This is a genomic window from Paenarthrobacter sp. AB444, assembly GCF_028736865.1.
Classification (GTDB): domain Bacteria; phylum Actinomycetota; class Actinomycetes; order Actinomycetales; family Micrococcaceae; genus Arthrobacter; species Arthrobacter nicotinovorans_B.
Window position 1 is genome coordinate 25,347 of record NZ_JAQZBY010000003.1, and the last position, 19,913, is coordinate 45,259.

Below are 19,913 nucleotides of genomic sequence, written 5' to 3' on the forward strand. Positions count from 1 at the left end.
AAGCCGGCTTTAGAGGAACCGGTCCAGCAGGCTGGCCTCGGCCATGCGGCTCAGGCCTTCACGGACCGTGCGGGCACGCTGATCGCCGATGCCGTCCACAGTCATGAGGTCGTCAATGGTGGCCGCCATCAGGTTCTGCAGCCCACCGAAGTAGTCCACCAAGCGGTCGGCGACGGCTTTCGGCACGGACTTCAGGCCGGACAACAGGCGGTAACCGCGCGGCTGGACTACTGCGTCCAGCTGCTCGACGCCGCCGGCGAAGCCGATGATGTGGGCGATGCGGCTAAGGTCGATCAGTTCCGTGGGGCCCAGGTTCAGCAGTGCCTGGACGGCTTCTTCGATGTCCTCAGGGGTGGCGTTGGGGTCGGAGTAATCGCGGATGATCACTTCACTGCCTGGACCGCGCCCCACGGTGAGTTCTTCCACCTGGAGGGACAGGAGGCGGCCGTCTTCGCCGAGTTCAAGAACGTATTGGGCAATTTCCTCGGAGATCCGGCGGACCATTTCCTGGCGTTGCAGCGTGACGGCCACGTCCCGCACCGTCACCAAAGCCTCGATCTCCAAGGCAGAAAGGGAACTGGTGACCTGATCCAGCCTGGCGCTGTACCGCTCCAGCGTTGCCAAGGCCTGGTTGGCGCGGGCGAGGACCTTCTCCGAGCCCTCCAACACGTGCCTCAGCCCGTTCACGTACAGTGCGATGATCTGCATTGACTGGCTGACGGAGATGACCGGGACACCGGTCTGGATGGCGACTCGTTCGGCCGTGCGGTGCCGGGTGCCCGATTCCTGGGTTTCGATGCTGGAATCCGGCACCAGTTGGACGGCTGCCTTGATGATGTTGCTGGCATCCTTGTCGCAAATAATCGCCCCGTCCATTTTGGCCAGCTCACGGAGGCGGGTGGGGGAGAAGTCGATGCCGATGTCGAAGCCGCCCGAGCAGATGGAATCTATGGTGCGGTCGTATCCCAACACAATCAGTGCGCCGGTGCGCCCACGGAGGATGCGTTCCAGGCCATCGCGCAACGGAGTTCCGGGTGCGACTCTGGCAAGAGTCGCCTTAAGCGATTCTTCCGGGCTCCGGGCCATAGGTTTTCCCTTCGAAGGTGCAAGCCATGGCTCGCAAACATGCTGAAACCGGCGTCTGCGGGCGCATCCAAAAATGGCCTTGTGACGCCAAGCTCAATGATAGGGCTTCATTGCACCGTTAACCGCACCAGCAAGCCCCAAAGTGGGTCATTCGTTATGTTCGCCGGGTGCTTCAAAGTGGCTAGTAATCAACCTGCCGCTTGAGCCTGTTCCCGAGCCAGAGCATCGCCAGGCTCACCACCAGGAAGCCGACGGAGATTGCCAGGGCGAAGACCACCACTCCGCCCCAGCCCCCGGCGCGTGCCGGATCAATGAACCAATAGGGGTACCAGTTCACGAAGGCGCCCCGGACCAGGCTGTAAACCAGATAGGCGATGGGATAGATCAGCCAGTACCAAATGTGCCGGAGCTCAAGCGTGGCCCGCGGGGGTTGGAACAACCAGTCCGCCACCATCACCACGGGCATCAGGTAGTGCACCACGAAGTTCACCCAAGGGACCATGGATCCCAGGTCCTCGCCGGCAAGCAAGGCACCGAAGACCAGCCCCACCACTGCCATGGCGATGGTGGCCGTACCGCGCGTGACATCGTCCGCCTCACTGGGGCGTTTGCGGATCAGCACCCTGTAGCCGCTGATGAGCAGCACGACGGCGGCAAAGATATTGGACAGGTTGGTGAAGTAGCTGAAGAAGTTTCCGACGTCGTAGCCGAGCCCGATGTGGACCGCCAGCTGAGTCGCCACCGCCACCAACGTCAAAAGCCCAAAGAAAAAGCGTCCCCCGATAAGCACATTCCGTTTGGTCATGGGCCAATCTTCGCCGAAGCATGAGCCAGGATGCCGACGGACACCCCGAAAGAGTTAAGTGATGAGGAGCTCCAACGCCTCCGCCAGATGCCCCACCTCGCGGACGGAGAAACCATCCGGGATGATTCCTGCCCCGGCGGGGCTTGCCGGAACTATCGCGTGGGTGAAGCCGAGCCGGTGGGCTTCCTGGATGCGCTGATTGATGCCGGGAACCGGACGCACCTCACCCGCCAGCCCCACTTCACCAAAGGCAATCAGGCGCTGGGGGAGTGCCTTCCGGGACTTCGCGGAAGCAACGGCCAGTGCGACAGCCAGGTCCGTGGCAGGCTCCGTAAGCTTCACCCCGCCTACGGTCGCCACGTACGAGTCATCCTTGTGCAGCATGCAGCCCGCGCGTTGCTGCAGGACCGCCAGAAGCATGGCAACGCGGGAGCTCTCCAGCCCACTGGTGGCCCGCCGGGGCTGGGAATTGGGGCTCTCCGCCAAAAGCGACTGAACCTCAGCCAACAGTGGCCGGCGGCCTTCCATGGTTACCGTGATGCACGTTCCCGAAACCGGCTCCCTGGTGCGTGAAACAAACAACCCACTGGGATCAGCGAGTCCTTCAATGCCTGCCTCGTTGAGGTCGAAACAGCCAACATCGTCCGTGGCGCCGTAACGGTTCTTGACCGCCCTCAGCAAACGGAGCCGCGAATGGCGCTCGCCTTCGAACTGGCACACGACATCCACCAGGTGCTCCAGCAGGCGCGGTCCTGCGATGGTGCCTTCTTTGGTGACGTGGCCGACCAACAGTGTGGTCATGTTGCGCCTCTTGGCTGCGGCAATGATGGAGGCAGCTACCTCGCGCACCTGCGAAACACCGCCGGCACTGCCCTCGACATCCGCGCTGCTGAGCGTCTGCACCGAGTCCACGATCAGGAGCTTCGGCTCAAGCTTCTCCACCTGGCCCAAGGCCTGGCCCAAGTCGGTTTCCGCCGACAGGTAAAGGGTGTGGGCGACGGCGTCGATCCGTTCGGCGCGCAGCTTCACCTGCGCCGCGGACTCTTCTCCGGTGATGTACAGGACGTCCTGCCCGGTGCGGGCGAACTTGGCCGCGACGTCGAGCAGCAGCGTGGATTTTCCGACGCCGGGTTCCCCCGCAAGCAGGATGACGGCACCCGGAACGAGCCCTCCTCCGAGGACGCGGTCGAGCTCGTCCACCCCCGTGGGCAGGAAGGCCGCGGTGGTCCCATCGACCTCGGCGATACGCCGGGCGGGCTCCAGAACGGTGGCGGCCGCCGTCGTACGCGCAACAGTGGTGCCGTACTCCTCAACGGTTCCCCACGCCTGGCATTCGCCGCATCGGCCCACCCACTTGATGGCAGTCCAGCCACATTCGGAACACTTGTAGGCGGGTGTCTTGGATGCGCGGGAAGTCTTTGAAGCCATGCGTTCCAGATTAGTCGGGGGGACTGACAGGATTAGCCCGGCCGTACCGCACCGCGTCAATGAATACCGCCAGGCCACACACACCCAGCGCCACGCCCATCGATGCCACGACGTCAGTGAGCCAGTGGTAGCCAAGGTAGAGCCGGCTGTAGGCGACCAGCAGCGTGACCAAAGCAGCTCCGGCGTAGGCGAGGACCGCCGTCGTACGGGTCCCGGAACGCGAGACCAGAAGATACGCAAGGACCGAAACGAAAACTGCGGCGCCCAGCGTATGGCCGGACGGGAATGACAGGGCATCGTCCGGCCCAAGGAGGAAGTCCGACGACGGCGGCCGGGACCTGGAGACCTCCAGTTTGATGACGGTGGCCAGGACGACGGAGAGCACCATGGCACCCATCAGGATGGCCGGACGCCACAGTTCCCTCTTCCACACGGCCCACACCACGGCCACCAGTCCACCGGCCACCGACATCACAGTCGGCGACGTAACCGCAGAGACGCCGGCCAGGAAGCCGGTAGCCACCGGGCTGCGGGAGTCGACGACGAACGTGTGCACGGCGCCGTCCAGGGTTGCCAGGCCACTCGCGGACAGAACGGCCGCGAACATCAACCAGAAGACCGCGTCCCCGGCCACGAAGAGCGCACCCGCCCAGAGGAACAGGACCCGCTGCGGCATCCGGAGGGCGGGGGCCGGCCGGGGGCGCACGGACAGGCGTGGTGAAGATGCAGAAAGCATCGGCCCATTCTGCCAAACGGTCCTGAGGCTAGTCTGGGAGCCTCGCGAGTTGGCATTTAATGACAATGCCGGGCCGTTGGATTGTCATTAAATGCCAACTCGGCGGGCGAAAACTACAACGCCGGAAGCACCGCCCGGGCCTCCTCCGGCTCCATCCCGCTGGCCTCCAACAGGTCAACCATGAGTGGCCGGAAAAGCATCACCACGGTTTCACCCTCAAGCCTTTGGACATCGAGCATTTTGGGATGCAGCCGGGCCGCGATGTCGGAAAGGTCGTTCCGGGCACGCCGCAAATGGACCCGGCGGGTGCCTTCGCTTTGCTCGGAGAGGCCAATGGTCATCTCATCGATGGCGGCGGCAGTCTCCTGCAGCACCTCCGAGATACTGTCGATTGCCTCATCGGATAACGCAGCGTGGTTGATGGCGCTCGTGAGGCGGCGGGCGAACACACGGCTGTTACGGAGCGCCAGATCGATGTATTCGAGGGAGTGCTCCAGGCTGGCGAGTTCTTCGCGGTGCCTGCGGTGCGCGGGGGCCAGCGTGGCGACCTCGCCGGATGCCCGCAGGGTCTGCCGCATACGGTCAACCAAAGGCTGGCAGTTGCGGCCGCGGATCAACGCGTGCCAGGCAGCTGTCGAGTCGCTTTCGATCATCGCCGTGGCACACTCCCGCAGTACCTCGGCGAGTTCGTGCAGGATCTTCTGGACGTCCTTTCGTGGCTCCCTGCGCGGATCCTTCGGCACCAGGATGGTCACCAGCAGCGCACAGATGCCACCCACCACGGCGTCCAGGCTACGCGTGAACGGCCCGCCGGCCGGCGCCGGAAGCAGCACCACCAGCAATGACTGCAGACCCAGCTGAGTCGTGAAGATGGTCCCGCTGTCGAGGAACCTGGCCAGCAGGATGGAAAAAAGTAGGACGACGGCGGCCTGCCAGATTCCAGCGCCCAGCCAGTGGAGCAGGAGGTCGCCAACCACGATGCCCAGTGTGCAGCCGAGGCCCACCTCTATAACCCGGCGCAGACGGGGATCGCGCGAGAAGCCCAAGGCGATCAGGGAAGACGTCGCCGCGAACAAGGGTCCTTGGTGGCCCAGGACGTATTCGGCGAAAGCGTAGGCGCCCACGGCGCACACGGTCATTTGGATGGCCGGAGTCAAGGAGTTCCGGCTCCGAACCAGTCCGGTCCGCACTCTGGCCCGCAGAAACTTCTTGCTTGCGTTCAGTCCCTTAGCGGCAGCCATGCCTTTCAGTCTATTTGCCCGGCCACCTTCCGCCGAGGAACGACGAGCGTAACGGTGGAACCACTCAAGGTGGCACGCGCCACATAACCCAATGGTCCGCCGTCGTTCACCTTCCGTTCACCTGCCACCGCCGATCCCGTTACCTGCGCTCCTTACCTTCAGTAAAGGAACAAAACGGTCCACAGCTCGCGCACGCCGAAATCTCCGTTCGGAACGCATCTGAGAAATCCCTGGAAGGGGCACATCCAAGTGAAGGCAACTCGCTTCGGCCGCAACGCGGCACTCGCGGTCATCGCAGCAGGCGCACTCGCGCTCACCGCTTGCGGTTCTGACAACGCAACCGGCACCACTGGCGGAACCCAGTCCGCAGCAGCCGGCACCAAGGTGACGGGCACCCTGACCGGCATCGGCGCCTCCTCCACCGGCGCAGCCATGGACGCCTGGAAGGCCGGTTTCGCCTCCGCGAACCAGGGCGCCACGGTCCAGTACTCCCCGGACGGCTCCGGCGCAGGCCGCAAGGCCATCATCGACGGTTCGGCACAGTTCGCCGGCTCCGACGCCTACCTGAAGGACGACGAGCTCGCAGCTTCCAAGGCCAAGTGCGGCCCCGAGGGTGCCATCAACATCCCGGTCTACATCTCCCCGATCGCCGTCGCCTTCAACATCCCCGACGTAAAGGAACTGAAGCTCGACGCCGCTACGGTTGCCAAGATCTTCCGCGGCCAGATCACCAACTGGAACGACCCGGCAATCGCAGCACTGAACTCCGGCGTCACCCTGCCGGACCTCAAGGTCACCCCGGTCAACCGCTCCGACGACTCCGGCACCACCTCGAACTTCACCGATTACCTCGCATCCGCCGCTCCCGAGGTCTGGACCGACAAGGCTGCAGGCGTTGGCCCGCCTCCCTGAAGGGTGAGAACGCCAAGGGCACCTCCGGCGTCGTCAAGACCGTCACAGACACCCCCGGTGCCGTGACCTACGCCGATGACTCCGCAGTCTCCGGCAAGCTGGGCACGGCCTCCATCAAGGTCGGCGACGAGTTCGTGAAGATCTCCGCCGACGCTGCTGCCAAGGCTGTTGAAGCCGGCAAGCCCGTTGACGGCCGCGCCAGCAACGACGTCGCCATCAAGCTGGACCGCAAGACCACCGCATCCGGTGCTTACCCGGTAGTGCTCGTCTCGTACCACGTTGTCTGCACCACCTACGAGACCAAGGCTTTTGCCGACCTGGTCAAGGCCTTCGAGACCTACGTCGTCTCCGACGAGGGTCAGAAGACCGCTGCCGACGCCGCTAAGTCCGCACCGCTCTCCAAGACGCTGCAGGACAAGGCCAAGGCCGCCATCGAAACCATCAAGGCCAAGTCCTAACGCTTGCGCCCAGAGCACGGCTGAACACTGAAGTTCCCTGTCCCGCTCCCCGGTGGCCAACGCCGCCGCGGCGGGGCAGGGAACTTGGCCGTGCAAGACCAGTTCACTCCAGACTGAAGGATCGTGAAGTGACCACCAACTCCCTGACAACCTCCCGAGGCGCAGGACGCGCCGGGGACAAGGTTTTCTCCGGGGCCGCCATGGCCGCAGGGTGCCTTATTCTCGCAGTCCTCTTCGGGGTCGCGTTGTTCCTCGTGGTGCAGGCCATCCCGGCGCTCACCGCCCCGCCCGCGGACATCCAGGGCGGACACGGCTTCTTCGCCTACATCGCCCCGATCGTGGTGGGTACCCTGATTGCCGCCGTGATCGCACTGGTCATCGCCACGCCCGTGGCCATCGGGGTGGCCCTGTTCATCTCGCACTACGCCCCGCGCCGGCTCGCTGCCGGGCTCGGCTACGTGGTGGACCTCCTGGCCGCCATCCCCTCCGTTGTCTACGGTGCCTGGGGTGCGGCCTTCCTGGCCAAGGAAATCTCCCCCGCCTACGACTGGCTGGCCAACAATCTCGGATGGATCCCGATCTTCCAAGGACCGGCCTCGGCTACCGGAAAGACCATCCTCACGGCAGGCATCGTCCTCTCGGTCATGGTCCTTCCCATCATCACCTCCCTGTCCCGCGAAATCTTCCTGCAGACCCCCAAGCTGCACGAAGAAGCCGCGTTGGCCCTGGGAGCCACCCGCTGGGAAATGATCAAAATGGCTGTGCTGCCCTTCGGCCGTCCCGGCATCATCAGCGCCGTCATGCTTGGCCTGGGCCGCGCGCTCGGAGAAACCATGGCCGTGGCCCTGGTGCTGTCCTCCGGCGTCCTTACCGCCAGCCTGATCCAGTCCGGCAACCAGACCATTGCCGCCGAGATCGCCTTGAACTTCCCCGAAGCCAGCGGCCTGAAGGTCAACACTTTGATCGCTGCCGGCCTGGTGCTGTTCGTCATCACCCTTGGCGTGAACATGATCGCCCGCTGGATCATCACCAAGCACAAAGAATTCTCGGGAGCCAACTAAATGACCGCCACAGCAGTCCGCAAGCGCTCCGCGCTCACCAAGGGCCAACTTCCGAAGTTCGCGCCCTACATTGTCCTGGCTGTCGCACTCATTGTCGGCGCGGCCATCCTCGCATTGATCGGCTTCAACGCCTTCGGCTGGGGGATTGTCTCGGCCATCCTCTTTGCCGTCGGGTTGGTCTCCTGGAGCGGTGTTGTCGAAGGTTCCCGCAAGGCCAAGGACAAGCTGGCTACCTGCCTGGTTGTGGGTGCCTTCCTGATCGCTTTGCTGCCGTTGATCTCGGTGATCGTCACGGTCCTCATCAACGGCATCCCCGGACTCATCACCCCCGGCTTCCTCGGCACCTCCATGAACGGCGTTACCGGCGCTTTCGACAACAAGGCAGCCGAAGAGGGCGGGAAGGTCCTCGGCGGTATCTACCATGCGCTGATCGGCACCATCCAGATCACGCTCCTTGCAACGGTCATCTCGGTGCCCGTCGGCCTGCTCACTTCGATCTACCTGGTGGAATACGGCAACGACCGTCCGCTGGCCCGCGCCATCACCTTCTTCGTGGATGTCATGACCGGCATCCCCTCGATCGTGGCCGGCCTCTTTGCGGCAGCGTTCTTCTTCGCCGTCGTGGGCCCCGGCACCAAGACCGGTGCGGTAGCCGCCGTCGCGCTTTCGGTCCTGATGATCCCGGTGGTGGTCCGCTCCAGCGAGGAAATGCTGAAGATCGTCCCGAACGAGCTCCGCGAGGCCTCCTACGCGCTGGGCGTGCGCAAGTGGCGCACCATCACCAAGGTGGTCATTCCGACGGCGATCTCCGGTATCGCTTCCGGCGTCACCCTGGCGATCGCGCGCGTGATCGGTGAGACCGCGCCCATCCTGGTGACCGCCGGCTTCGCCACCACCATCAACAACAACGTGTTCAGCGGCTGGATGGCTTCGCTGCCCACGTTCATCTACACGCAGATCCTCAACCCGACGTCGCCGTCCAACCCTGGTCCGTCCGACCAGCGGGCCTGGGGCGCAGCGCTGGTGCTGATCATCCTGGTGATGCTCCTGAACCTCGGAGCACGCCTTATCGCCCGCATCTTCGCTCCCAAGACGGGCCGTTAGCCGCCAGCCGGGCACTCCCGGCACTCCCGGCACGAAAACTTCCAGAACCCCCAAGGAACAAAGGAACACCATGTCCAAGCGCATCGACGTCAAAGACCTGAACGTCTACTACGGCAATTTCCTGGCCGTCGAGGACGTCAACATCAACATCCAGGCCAAGTCCGTGACGGCCTTCATTGGCCCGTCCGGCTGCGGCAAATCCACCTTCCTCCGCACCCTCAACCGCATGCACGAGGTCCTCCCGGGCGCCCGCGTCGAAGGCGAAGTACTGCTCGACGGCGACAACCTGTACGGTCCCGGCGTGGACCCCGTAACCGTTCGCACGCAGGTGGGCATGGTCTTCCAGCGCCCCAACCCGTTCCCCACCATGTCCATCCGCGACAACGTGCTGGCCGGTGTAAAGCTGAACAACAAGAAGATCTCCAAGGGCGCGGCTGATGCCCTGGTGGAGAAGTCCTTGGTGGGTGCCAACCTGTGGAACGAGGTCAAGGACCGCCTGGACAAGCCGGGCTCCGGCCTCTCCGGTGGCCAGCAGCAGCGACTCTGCATCGCCCGTGCCATCGCCGTTGAACCCCAGGTGATCCTCATGGACGAGCCCTGCTCCGCACTGGACCCCATTTCCACCCTTGCTGTTGAAGACCTCATCAACGAGCTCAAGGACCAGTACACCGTGGTGATCGTGACCCACAACATGCAGCAGGCTGCCCGTGTGTCCGACAAGACCGCCTTCTTCAACATCGCGGGGACGGGCAAGCCGGGCAAGCTCATTGAATTCGCTGACACCGCGTCCATCTTCAACAACCCGTCCCAGAAGGCCACGGAAGACTACGTCTCCGGCCGCTTCGGATAAGGGTTCCGCGGGTTCCGGCTTCTATGGGGGGAGTCGGCACATAACGACGGCGGCCGTCGCCTTGGGGGTACGGCCGCCGTCGTTCTTTGTTACCCAACTGGGGGACAGATGACGGTCCACTGAACGCTCAGTGGGCCCGTATCTGTCCCCTGGTTGGGTCTAGAGGTGGGTGAGGGGGGAGAACGCGAGTTCCAAGATGAACGCCGCGGCCGCAGTGATCAGCGGGGTGGCTACCCAGAACATCAGGATCCTCCGAACGAGGCGCCGGTTCACGGTGTGGAACCGCTGGTTGATGCCCCCGCCCAGTACGGACGCTGTGAGCGTGTGCGTAGTGGAGAGCGGCAGCTGGAAACCAATGGCACCGACAAACAGCATGACGGACGTCAGCGTTTGGGCCACGAATCCCCGTAACGGATCCACCCGGATCAGTTTGTGCCCCAGGGTGTGGGAGATTCTCCAGCCACCCAGCAATGTTCCCGCCGTGAGCATGGCGGCCGTGAGCAGCAGAATCCATAGGGGTAGCTCGTCACCGCCTGACAACCCGGCGGCCACAACGGCCAGGAAAATGACCGCTGCTGTGCGCTGGCCGTCCTGCAGGCCATGACCGAACGCGACAGCCGCACTGGACACGGCCTGGGCCCGCCGGAAGCGCCTGTTCACCACATTCGGTTGGGTGTAGCGGGCGGCCCACGTCACTGGCCACACCAGCAAATACGCCGCGCCGAAAGCTATCAACGGGGAAAGCACCAGCGGCAGCACCACCTGGGTGAGAACGATGCCGTCCACGCCACCGAGGGAGTTTCCACCCACCAGGATGCTGGCGCCGCCCGCACCTATGAGCCCACCCACCAACGAGTTCGTGGAGGACAAGGGAATGCCCCGCCACCACGCATAAACTCCCCACAGTATGGAAGCCGCCAGGGCTGAGGCGAGCATGGTGAGGCCCCCGGTGCCCTGGGGTAGCGTGATCCAGGATTGCGTGAAGGCCAGGACGAACGTCCCGCTGAGCATGGCGCCCACAAAGTTGAAGACAGCAGCCAGGAGCACGGCGACCGATGGCGTGAGGGCTCGGGTCCGCGTTGAAAGCGCGACGGCGTTGGAGACATCCCGGAAGCCGTTCAGGAATGCAAAACCCGAGGCCAAAGCAACTACCAGGACCAGGACGGCGATGGTCACGTCATGATTCCTTGACGATGATGCTGCCTACCTGCGTGGCGACCTTCCGCATGTCTTTGGTCACTTCCACCAACTGGTTGGCGATGTCCCGGTGCCGTGCGTACTGTGTCGACTTCATGTCCTTGAGCATCTCCGCTACCCAGATGCGGTGGGTGCGCTCGGCACGCTTCGCCAGGCGGAGTATCTCGATCCAGTAGTCCTCCAGCTCGTCGAGGTCTTCGAGTTTCCGCATGGCGTCCACCGTCAGCTCGGCCTGGCGGCTGATGATCTCCAGCTGGTCGGCCGCACGTTTGGGGAGCCGGTCCAGCTTGTAGATCGCCACGAGGTCACCGGCGGCATCCAGCTTCTCCATGGCCTCGTTGAGGTGCCGGGAGAGGGTGTACATGTCCTCGCGGGGGAGGGGGTTCACGAAACTGGTGCGCATATGCGTCAAGAGGGCGAAGTGCAGGTCCAGCGACTTGGACTCGTGCTCGTGGAGCTCTTCTGCGAGCCGTTCGTGCTCGCTGGCAGGGGCGCCAAGAATTTCGGAGAGCGTCCCGGTGGCGGCCACGATGACGCCGGCCATCTGTGCCAGCAGTACGAGCCCGGCAGGTTCCTGGGGGAAAAGGCGCAGCTTCATATCGCTTCCGGGCTGGGGACGGGTGGGCGCGGGCCGCTTGACTTGACGCGATCCGTTTCGCTCCCAACTTTACCGGTCAGCAGGAGTGCTGCGGGAACTACTCCCCATGGCAAGCCGCCGCACATCCATGCAACACTTGGGACGTCTGCTAATTAATCCAATCAATGGGGGAACTATGCGTCTCAATAACCTTATGAAGATCAGCGGCCTGGCCGCTGCGGGGCTTCTTGCCCTGAGTGCCTGCGCTCCCGCCGCGACGGGCCCGACGGCGGGCGGTTCCGAATCGCCGTCGTCCTCCTCGCCGTCTGCCTCGTCCGCAGCATCATCGGCTGCCTCCGAGGGCACCTCCTCGGGTTCCTACAAGGTAGCGTCCTGGGCGCTCCCCATCTCCGACGCGGGGGAGAAGCTGGGCAGCATGAAGGGTGACAGCTTCTCCGTCGACGTCTTCCAGGTGGCTACGGACGTCGCTTCCAAGGACAGCATGTTCGTGGACAAGGAAACCAAGGAGAACCTGCTGAAGAAGGGCGCCCCGATCGTCTACGTGAACTACGTGGTGACCAACACGTCATCGGCCGACATCCCCCTGAGCCACTCGTTGGTGACGCCCAACGCCAAGTACACGGACTGGAAGTACCTTGGCGGCATGCCGTCCGACTCCAGCAGTGACGGGTTCAAGAAATACGGCCTCACCAGCTCAGGCATCAAGCTGAAGGAGAAGGACCCGTTCGTGCTGAAGCCGGGTGAGTCGTTCAACATTGCCGAGAACTTCGCCTACACCGCGGGCAAGGAAGCCGAGATCAAGGCGACCATGACGCCCCAGAACGCAGCAGGCGACCTTGACCACGACAAGAAGGAAACCGCCGAAACCACGGTGACGCTGAAGTAGTTTCTGCCGCGTTTTGCCCGGGCCGCCTCAAGGCTGGTCCGGGCAAACTGTTTTCGGGCATAAAAATGGTGCCGAACCGGATACGCCTCTCGGCGGTAGGCCGCTCGAAGCGGCTATAAGTTGAAGCCCGGGGGTTTCGCGGTTCGACACCAGTTTTAGTTTTCCCCGTCTGGCTGGCTAAGTCAACATTGACAGTCCGGGCCGGGCGTGGGTACGTTTCGCCCTTCGGGCGCGTTAGTCCAGCTCGCCCAGCCGCCAGGCGTTGGCCGCGTGCTCGAGGTCTTCCGCGGTCTTCACCAGCTGGTGGGAGTTGCGGGTGAGCTTGCTGGCGTGGCCTTCGTTGGTGTGCTCGGCGCCGTCGGCAATCGTTGCCTGGCCGAGCGCCACCACGCGGCAGAATGCGGCCGAGCGTTCCAACGCGACGTCGAACTCGCCGTCGAAGGCTCCCGACAAAATCGCGTCCGCCATGGTCTTCATCTCTTCGGCTCCCGGCGGCTCGGCCGCCCCTGCCACCACGTTGGAAACCTGTGCCGTGTCCCGGCCGGCCCTGAAGTACACGGAGATGCGCTCCGGGTTCTGGATGGTGGCAGCGCGAAGGGCGTACAGCCGCCAGAGCGCGCCGGGCAAGCTGCGTGCGGGGCTCTCGGCCCACATCTCGGCGATCGCATCCAGGCCCTGCTCGTCGGCTAGCTTCACCAATCTGCGCGTGACTTTGGGGTCGTCACTGTCCCGGCCGCGCTTCACCAGGGCCTGGGCCGCGAGGTGTGCGGCCTCGGAGACTCTCGCAGGGTCCGCGCCGCCGGCAAACGGTTCGAAATCGATGGGCGCAAAGGGCTTTGGTTTGTGGTGCCTGTTTGCTCCGCCGTACGCACGTGATCCTGGCTGTTCGCTCATGAGTTCACCGTACTCCTGTGCTCTGGTGGGGTCGAGTAACGCTTGTATCGGGCGCAGCCGTCGCTTCCCGACCCTCTTTGCCGCCGCCGGTGGGCCGACACGCCGCCGTCAGCGGCGCGTCGCCGTCGTACTTCCGCCCAAAGAAGGTCACGACGGCGCACCCCACCCCGGTTCCTTACCTGCCTTGACCTTGGGGTACAGTATTTATGGCTGTTTCAACAGCTGGAGGGCCTTTAGCTCAGTTGGTAGAGCATCGGACTTTTAATCCGTGGGTCGTGGGTTCGATCCCCACAGGGCCCACCCTTCTCGCAGGCCGGAGACGTTGAGTCTCCGGCCTGTTTTTTGTTTCCGCGACCTATGCGCGCGAAGAAATCTCTTGACTCCCATCCCATCCACCGACAGCATGGTTTCTATAACGTTGTAAATCGACTCGCACGCCCCGCACACCAGCAGACAAGGACCCACGCTTTGGGAGCCCAGAACAACACCGCCAAGATCACCATCGACCCCGCGTTCGTCATCGGCCCCGTGAGGAGGAAGACCTTCGGGGCTTTCGTCGAGCACCTGGGCCGCTGTGTCTACACCGGCATTTTCGAGCCGGAGCATCCCAAGGCTGATGAGGACGGATTCCGTACGGACGTCCTGGAGCTGACCAAGGAACTCGGCGTCTCAACTGTCCGCTATCCCGGCGGCAACTTCGTTTCCGGCTACCGCTGGGAGGACGGGGTGGGTCCGAAGGAAAGCCGTCCCACCCGTCTTGACCTCGCGTGGCACTCGAGCGACCCCAACCTGGTGGGCGTGGATGAGTTCGCCAAATGGTCCGTGAAGGCCGGGGTGGAGCCCATGATGGCCGTGAACCTTGGCACCCGGGGCACCCAGGAAGCGCTGGACCTGCTGGAGTACTCCAACATCAAGGGCGGCACGGCGTTGTCTGAGCAGCGCAAGGCCAACGGCGCGGTGGAACCCCACAACATCACCATGTGGTGCCTCGGCAACGAGATGGACGGTTTCTGGCAGATCGGTCACAAGACCGCTACGGAATACGCCCGTGTGGCTGCCGAAACCGCGCGGGCGATGCGCATGGTCAACCCGGAACTGGAGCTGGTTGCCTGCGGCAGCTCCGGCCCCAACATCCCCACGTTCGGTGAATGGGAGCGCGTGGTCCTCAACGAAACCTATGAACTGGTGGACCTGATCTCAGCGCACCAGTACTTCGAGGACTTCGGCGACCTGCAGGAACACTTGTCCGCAGGCCACAGGATGGAAGCGTTCATCAAGGACATCGTTTCCCACATCGATCATGTGAAGTCGGCTAACAAGTCCGGGAAGCAGGTCAACATCTCCTTTGATGAGTGGAATGTCTGGCACATGACACGCGACGAGTCCAAGGCCCCCACCGGGGATGACTGGCCGGTTGCGCCGGTTCTCCTGGAGGACCGTTACACGGTGGCGGACGCAGTGGTGGTGGGCGATCTCCTGATCACGCTGCTGCGCCACACCGATCGCGTTCATTCAGCGAGCCTTGCCCAGCTGGTCAACGTCATCGCGCCGATCATGACCGAGCCCGGCGGCCGCGCGTGGAAGCAGACAACCTTCCACCCGTTCGCCCTCACGTCCCAGCATGCCTCGGGCGCAGTACTCAATCTCGCCGTCGAGTCACCGCAGTTGGACAGCGAAAAGACAGCCGGCTTCAGCGCCCTGTCGGCCGTGGCGACCTACGACGCCGATGCCAACCAGGCCGTCGTATTCGCCGTGAACCGTTCGGCGACGGACGCGCTGACCCTGGAGGCCGCCGTCGGAAGCTTGAACGCCGGCAAGGTTATCGAGGCCGTGACCTACGCGAACAAGGACCCGTACTGGCAGGCGACAGCCGACGATTCGACGTCGGTCCTGCCGTCCGAGAACGTCAGTGTGAAGCTCGACGGCGGCAACCTCACCGCGGAGCTTCCGGCCGTGAGCTGGACCATGATCAGGCTGTCCCTGGATTCGGGCAACGACAGCTAAGCGATCTGCTGCGTTCCGTCGTGGAACGTCGGGTAGGCGGAGATGGGAGTGACGGTGGCGGGAGCCGGTTTTGGTGACTGCGATGCAGCCTCCGGAGCCGGACCGTCAACGGTCACGATCTCCATGGATTCCATATCCAGCAAACGCCGGGTCCCCGTCTGGTCGTTGAGCCAGAAAAGGTCCGTTCCCGCCACGGTCTTGACCACGGTGCCTTGGTGGTAGAGGCGGCCGTTGTGCCACGCCTCAACGTTGTCTCCCTGGCTCAGGGGGTGCGGTTTTTCCTGGCTGCCCGGTACTGCGCCGAATGCTTGGGCCAGGGTGGCCTGTGTCTTCAGCGCCTGGAACAGGTCCCTGTTTGCAATGCCCATGGTTGCCTCCTCAGCTGGCTCCGCCATTTACTTGAATCCAGCTTTGCGCAACTATGTTGCAGGCGCGTTGCATGGGTATGAGCGACGTGTGACGGCCTAGGGAGTCTGCGTGGGGGCCTCAGTCCTCAAAGGACGTGGGAAGCCGCCGGTCGCCTGCGATGTGGGCGACGACGGCCTCTGCCACCGCGCGCAGCTTGATATTGCGATGGCTGGAAGCATCCGCCAGGATCTGGAAGGCAGCATCGCGGCCACACCTGTTTTGCGCCATGATGATGCCTACGGCGGTGTCGATGGTCGTGCGGGAATCCAGTGCCGCCGCCAAGTTCGCGCGTGCGTCCTGCAGCTGCGACATCTTCAGGGCCAGCTGCAGTGCCTTCGCTCCCGTGGTGGTCACCCGCTGGGCTGCACGAACGTCCTCCTCGCCGAAGCTGTGTGGATGCGCCGAGTACAGATTTACGACGGCGGCAGAGGTGCTGTTCAAGTCCAGGGGCAGTGCAAGGATGGCACCAATATCCGTGTCCTCCACGGCTTGCATGTAGTCCGGCCAGCGGTTTTCATGCCGTATGTCGGGGACGTGGGTCATGGTCCGTGTCCGGAGGGCGCTGAGGCAGGGGCCGTCGCCCAGGTCATTCTGAATCTTGTCCAGGCGGCGGGCCAGCGGGTCACTGTCCGCTACGGCAACCGGCTTTTTCTGCCGCATGACCGTCATTCCGCAAGACACCGCGTTGGCCGATGTTGTGAGTTCGTCCGCGGTCAATTCCACGAGGTCGCCGAGAAAGCCGGGAATGTCCGCGTTTTCCACCAGCAGATCCTGGATGCGCTCCAGAAAATTGGTCAGGTCTGGCCGGGATCCTGTGGATGTGGGGCTTTCAGAAAGATGATTTTGCTTTTTTGCAGAAGATTTCGCTTCTTCGTTCCGGGCCATTGTGGCCTCAATTCAGCGTGGCCGGACCTCACGCATTTCCGGCTGGGCGGCTGGGCACTCGTGTTCGCGCCCAACCCGGATAAATCAGTTCCGGAGCATCACCATCCGGTATCTCATACTTCGCCACTACGCTTAGGACGTGCAACAAGATACAGCCGTCAGTGCGCATCCTTAATTGCACCGATGTATTTCACCAGCACTGAAGGAGTGCCCGCATGGCCGTCACCATGAACGACGTCGCGAAAGCCGCAGGGGTTTCGTTGAAGACAGTTTCCAACGTCATCAACAATTACGAATTCATCCGTCCGACCACCCGGCAACGCGTTCTGGCCGCCATTGAAGAGCTCGGCTACGAAACGAACCTGACGGCCCGAAGCCTCCGCTCCGGGAAGACCAACATGCTGGGCCTCGTGCTGGCCGACCTTTCCATCCCGTATTACGCGGAGTTGGCATCCGACATCATGAAGGCTGCCTGGCGCCGCGGCTATCGCGTCCTGGTGGAGCAGTCAGGCAACGAAGCGGCCCACGAGAAGGCAGCAATCCAAGGCCAATTCCGCAGCCTCACGGACGGCCTCCTTTTCATTCCCCTGGCACTTGGTGCTGAGGAGATCATCCAGGGGGCCGGCACCAAGCCGTTGGTCCTCCTGGGAGAGTATGTGCAGGACCCGCGCCTGGACATGGTCCTCATCCAGAACCAGGAAGCCGCCGCAGCCATCACCACGCACCTGCTGGCCGGTGGCCGCCGTCGTATAGCTGTCCTGGGGGCGGCCGACGGCGACACAACAGGCAGCGCCGGCCTGCGGCTCAGCGGGTACAAGGCTGCGCTCGCGGACGCCGGCGTTGAGTACGACCCCACTTTGCTGGTGCGGTGTGAGTGGCGACGAGATGGGGGAGCCGGGGCCATTGCCAGGCTGTTGGACAGTGGCGCGGAGTTTGACGCCGTGTTCGGCCTCAACGACGCCTTGGCCCTGGGGGCTCTTCACGAGCTCCTGGTCCGTGGAAAGAAGGTGCCGCAGGAGATCGCCGTGGCCGGTTTCGACGACATTGAGGAGGCGCGGTTCGCGTCGCCGTCGCTGACTACCGTGGCGCCGGGGCGTGCGGAAATTGCCGAGCGCGCCGTCGCACTCCTGATCGAGCGGATCGAAAGCGACCGGGAAACGGGCGACGTCCGCCAGCTGGAGGCCGCCTTCGAACTGCGGATCCGGCATTCAGCGCCGTAAGGGCGGCTAGTCTTTGAGGAATGAACGTGATCCCAGCCGCCCTCCGTACCCCCGCCGTCATGATCGACGTCGATATCCTTGACCGCAACATCCAGCGGATGGCTGACAGCATGCAGGGCCGTGGGCTGAATCTGCGCCCGCACGTCAAGACGCACAAGACCTTGGAGATTGCGCGCAAGCAACTGGCCGCAGGGGCTGTCGGGATCACGGTTGCCACTATTGGCGAAGCTGAGGTCTTTGCGGCCAACGGCGTGAAGGACATCTTCATCGCGTACCCGCTGTGGGTGGAAGCTGAAAACGCGGAGCGACTCCGGGCCCTGGCCGCAGGTTCCCGCCTGGCTGCCGGCGTGGATTCAGCGGAGGGCGCGACGGCGATGGGTCACCGCCTGGGTGCGGACGCCGGTTCCGTGGAGGTGCTGATCGAGGTGGACAGCGGCCACCACCGCAGCGGTGTCCTTCCCGACGAGGCAGTGGAGGTGGCCCGTGCTGCGGCCGCCGCAGGCCTCACCGTCGCAGGCGTTTTCACCTTCCCCGGCCACAGCTACAAGCCCGGAATGCCAACAGGGGCGGCCGGCAATGAAAACGAAGCACTGGGGCAGGCGGCTGCGGCGCTGGGCTCGGCGGGCTTCGAGGTGCGGACAGTCAGCGGTGGGTCCACTCCCACGGCCTTGCTTGACGGCCCGACGGCCGCAACTGAGCTGCGCCCCGGCGTCTACGTCTTTGGCGATGCCCAGCAACTGGAGCTTGAACGGTGCACCTGGGACGACATCGCCCTGTCGGTGGCCGCTACGGTGGTCAGCCGCCACGAAGCACGCGGCGGCAACGTCCGGCGCGTGGTGGTGGATGCCGGCAGCAAGGTCCTGGGCAGCGATCGACCTGACTGGGCCACGGGTTACGCCCGGCTCCCCGAGTTTCCCGAGGCCAGGGTGACCGCACTGTCCGAGCACCACGCCACGGTAGTCTGGCCGGATTCGGCCGAGCTTCCGGCCTTGGGCACCCGGCTCCGGGTGATCCCCAACCACGTCTGCCTCACCATGAACCTGGTGGACGAGGTCTACGCGGTGCGTGACGGTGCTGTGGTGGACACGTGGACCGTGGCCGCGAGGGGCAGGAACAGCTAACCCAGCGCCGGAACACTCTCAAGCAGGGTGTGGAACGCCCGGTTGTGGTAGACCAGCGGGGCTGAACCGCCGTCATTGGCCCGGATGTCCAGAACCGTCGCCGCGAGCAGCACCGAACCTCCCAGCGGCGCGCGGTGGATGATGTCGCAGCGCAGCGCCCACTGGGCCTCCCGGAGAAGGGGTTCGCCGGTGGGCAGCCACTGCCAATCCATGTCTTCGGTGAAGCGGGGTGCCGCGGGGTCCGCAAAGGTACGGGCCAGTTCCAGCTGGTCGGCCCCAACAAGGTGCACCACGATCGAGTCTGCCGCTGCAACGACTGACGCCGAACGGCCACCGGTCACGGAGAAGGCAAGCGTTGGCGGATCCACGGCCACCGAGGCCACCGAGGAAGCAGTGAGTCCCACCGGTCCCTCCGGTCCTGAGGCAGTGACGATCGCGACTCCCGCCGGGTGTGCGCGGAACGCGGCCCGGAAGAGCTCGCCGACAGCCGGGGACGGCAGGGGATTGTGGTGGGTCATCGCTATACCTTTGATGGAAAATGCTCGAATATGGCACCGCTGGGCGCACAGTAATCGATGCTAGAACCTCAACATTAGTTGAGGTCAATTCGGGCCACTCCGACCCCCGGCTGAGACAGTTCGGAAACGTGGCTGAAACTTCCGCTCCTTACGCTGGTCACATCAGGCCCAGCTCTGCCCAGCCCTAAGGAGATGTCGTGCACCTATTGCCCCGTGAGCAGGAGAAACTCATGATCGTGGTGGCCGCAGACCTCGCACGGCGCCGCCAAGGCCGGGGGCTAAAGCTGAACTACCCCGAAGCCGTAGCCATCATCAGCTACGAGCTCATCGAAGGTGCCCGCGACGGCAGGACCGTGGCGGAACTCATGAGCTACGGAACCACCCTGCTCAGCCGCGACGACGTGATGGAGGGCGTTCCCGAGATGATCCACGACGTCCAGATCGAGGCCACCTTCCCTGACGGCACCAAGCTTGTCACCGTCCACAACCCCATCCGTTAGG

General features: G+C 63.9%; 19 protein-coding genes, 1 tRNA gene and 1 pseudogene. 10 read left to right on the forward strand and 11 right to left on the reverse strand.

Annotated features, from left to right (window positions below; translation table 11 throughout):
- Positions 1-9: 9 nt before the first annotated feature.
- The 5 genes from disA to PQ627_RS05300 all read right to left on the reverse strand — a co-directional run bounded on the left by disA (position 10) and on the right by PQ627_RS05300 (position 5,296).
- A complete protein-coding gene (gene disA / locus PQ627_RS05280; RefSeq protein ID WP_144663141.1) occupies positions 10-1,086 on the reverse strand; it encodes a DNA integrity scanning diadenylate cyclase DisA in 1,077 nt (358 codons plus the stop codon).
- A 181-nt stretch (positions 1,087-1,267) separates the two neighbouring features.
- Positions 1,268-1,891 (reverse strand): Pr6Pr family membrane protein, encoded by a 624-nt coding sequence (locus PQ627_RS05285; protein ID WP_274259060.1) that lies wholly within the window; start codon positions 1,889-1,891, stop codon positions 1,268-1,270.
- A 54-nt stretch (positions 1,892-1,945) separates the two neighbouring features.
- Positions 1,946-3,319 (reverse strand): DNA repair protein RadA, encoded by a 1,374-nt coding sequence (radA, locus tag PQ627_RS05290; RefSeq protein WP_274259061.1) that lies wholly within the window; start codon positions 3,317-3,319, stop codon positions 1,946-1,948.
- 10 nt (positions 3,320-3,329) lie between these two features.
- Positions 3,330-4,055, reverse strand: a complete 726-nt coding sequence (locus PQ627_RS05295; RefSeq protein WP_274259063.1) for a phosphatase PAP2 family protein — start codon at positions 4,053-4,055, stop codon at positions 3,330-3,332.
- Positions 4,056-4,168: 113 nt separating this feature from the next.
- Complete coding sequence (locus PQ627_RS05300) at positions 4,169-5,296, reverse strand: FUSC family protein (protein ID WP_144663137.1); 1,128 nt, start codon at positions 5,294-5,296, stop codon at positions 4,169-4,171.
- A gap of 249 nt (positions 5,297-5,545) precedes the next feature.
- Between PQ627_RS05300 and pstS the strand changes: the two are divergent.
- From pstS to pstB, 4 genes and pseudogenes are all read left to right on the forward strand, one after another.
- Positions 5,546-6,666: pseudogene (pstS, locus tag PQ627_RS05305) on the forward strand (phosphate ABC transporter substrate-binding protein PstS).
- A 128-nt stretch (positions 6,667-6,794) separates the two neighbouring features.
- Positions 6,795-7,727: a phosphate ABC transporter permease subunit PstC gene (pstC, locus tag PQ627_RS05310; RefSeq protein ID WP_274259066.1), complete on the forward strand. Its 933-nt coding sequence runs from the start codon at positions 6,795-6,797 to the stop codon at positions 7,725-7,727.
- Positions 7,728-8,831, forward strand: a complete 1,104-nt coding sequence (pstA, locus tag PQ627_RS05315; protein WP_144663134.1) for a phosphate ABC transporter permease PstA — start codon at positions 7,728-7,730, stop codon at positions 8,829-8,831.
- Between the two features lie 70 nt (positions 8,832-8,901).
- The gene (gene pstB / locus PQ627_RS05320) at positions 8,902-9,681 is read left to right on the forward strand and encodes a phosphate ABC transporter ATP-binding protein PstB (protein WP_144663133.1); all 780 of its coding nucleotides are present in this window, start codon (positions 8,902-8,904) and stop codon (positions 9,679-9,681) included.
- A 159-nt stretch (positions 9,682-9,840) separates the two neighbouring features.
- On the opposite strand, the gene PQ627_RS05325 is transcribed toward pstB, so the two are convergent.
- Positions 9,841-10,857, reverse strand: a complete 1,017-nt coding sequence (locus tag PQ627_RS05325) for an inorganic phosphate transporter (RefSeq protein ID WP_274259069.1) — start codon at positions 10,855-10,857, stop codon at positions 9,841-9,843.
- 1 nt (position 10,858) lies between these two features.
- Entirely contained in the window at positions 10,859-11,476 is a 618-nt protein-coding gene (locus PQ627_RS05330; protein ID WP_144663131.1) for a DUF47 domain-containing protein, read from the reverse strand.
- 175 nt (positions 11,477-11,651) lie between these two features.
- On the opposite strand from PQ627_RS05330, the gene PQ627_RS05335 reads away from it, so the two are divergent.
- Positions 11,652-12,362 (forward strand): hypothetical protein, encoded by a 711-nt coding sequence (locus PQ627_RS05335; RefSeq protein WP_274259071.1) that lies wholly within the window; start codon positions 11,652-11,654, stop codon positions 12,360-12,362.
- A gap of 234 nt (positions 12,363-12,596) precedes the next feature.
- Here PQ627_RS05335 and PQ627_RS05340 read toward each other — a convergent pair whose 3' ends face one another.
- Positions 12,597-13,256 (reverse strand): hypothetical protein, encoded by a 660-nt coding sequence (locus PQ627_RS05340; protein WP_144663129.1) that lies wholly within the window; start codon positions 13,254-13,256, stop codon positions 12,597-12,599.
- Between the two features lie 227 nt (positions 13,257-13,483).
- On the opposite strand from PQ627_RS05340, the gene PQ627_RS05345 reads away from it, so the two are divergent.
- Together PQ627_RS05345 and arfA are read left to right on the forward strand one after the other, a co-directional pair.
- A tRNA-Lys gene (locus PQ627_RS05345) sits at positions 13,484-13,556 on the forward strand.
- 168 nt (positions 13,557-13,724) lie between these two features.
- Positions 13,725-15,260: an arabinosylfuranosidase ArfA gene (gene arfA / locus PQ627_RS05350; protein WP_274259074.1), complete on the forward strand. Its 1,536-nt coding sequence runs from the start codon at positions 13,725-13,727 to the stop codon at positions 15,258-15,260.
- On the opposite strand, the gene PQ627_RS05355 is transcribed toward arfA, so the two are convergent.
- Together PQ627_RS05355 and PQ627_RS05360 are read right to left on the reverse strand one after the other, a co-directional pair.
- Positions 15,257-15,628 carry a hypothetical protein gene (locus PQ627_RS05355; RefSeq protein ID WP_274259076.1) on the reverse strand — a complete coding sequence of 124 codons (372 nt, stop codon included), beginning with the start codon at positions 15,626-15,628 and terminating at the stop codon, positions 15,257-15,259. The two genes, arfA and PQ627_RS05355, sit on opposite strands and share 4 nt — an antisense overlap.
- A gap of 118 nt (positions 15,629-15,746) precedes the next feature.
- The gene (locus PQ627_RS05360; protein WP_274259078.1) at positions 15,747-16,430 is read right to left on the reverse strand and encodes a GAF and ANTAR domain-containing protein; all 684 of its coding nucleotides are present in this window, start codon (positions 16,428-16,430) and stop codon (positions 15,747-15,749) included.
- 338 nt (positions 16,431-16,768) lie between these two features.
- On the opposite strand from PQ627_RS05360, the gene PQ627_RS05365 reads away from it, so the two are divergent.
- Both PQ627_RS05365 and PQ627_RS05370 read left to right on the forward strand, forming a co-directional pair.
- The gene (locus PQ627_RS05365; protein WP_274259080.1) at positions 16,769-17,773 is read left to right on the forward strand and encodes a LacI family DNA-binding transcriptional regulator; all 1,005 of its coding nucleotides are present in this window, start codon (positions 16,769-16,771) and stop codon (positions 17,771-17,773) included.
- Between the two features lie 20 nt (positions 17,774-17,793).
- Positions 17,794-18,894, forward strand: coding sequence for a D-TA family PLP-dependent enzyme (locus PQ627_RS05370; protein WP_274259082.1), 1,101 nt, complete (start codon positions 17,794-17,796; stop codon positions 18,892-18,894).
- Here the strand turns inward: PQ627_RS05370 and PQ627_RS05375 are convergent.
- The gene (locus tag PQ627_RS05375; RefSeq protein ID WP_274259084.1) at positions 18,891-19,412 is read right to left on the reverse strand and encodes a flavin reductase family protein; all 522 of its coding nucleotides are present in this window, start codon (positions 19,410-19,412) and stop codon (positions 18,891-18,893) included. The genes PQ627_RS05370 and PQ627_RS05375 overlap by 4 nt on opposite strands.
- A 197-nt stretch (positions 19,413-19,609) precedes the next feature.
- On the opposite strand from PQ627_RS05375, the gene PQ627_RS05380 reads away from it, so the two are divergent.
- On the forward strand, positions 19,610-19,912 hold the full coding sequence (locus tag PQ627_RS05380) for an urease subunit gamma (protein WP_214857918.1): 303 nt from the start codon (positions 19,610-19,612) through the stop codon (positions 19,910-19,912).
- The last annotated feature ends 1 nt before the right edge of the window (position 19,913 follow it).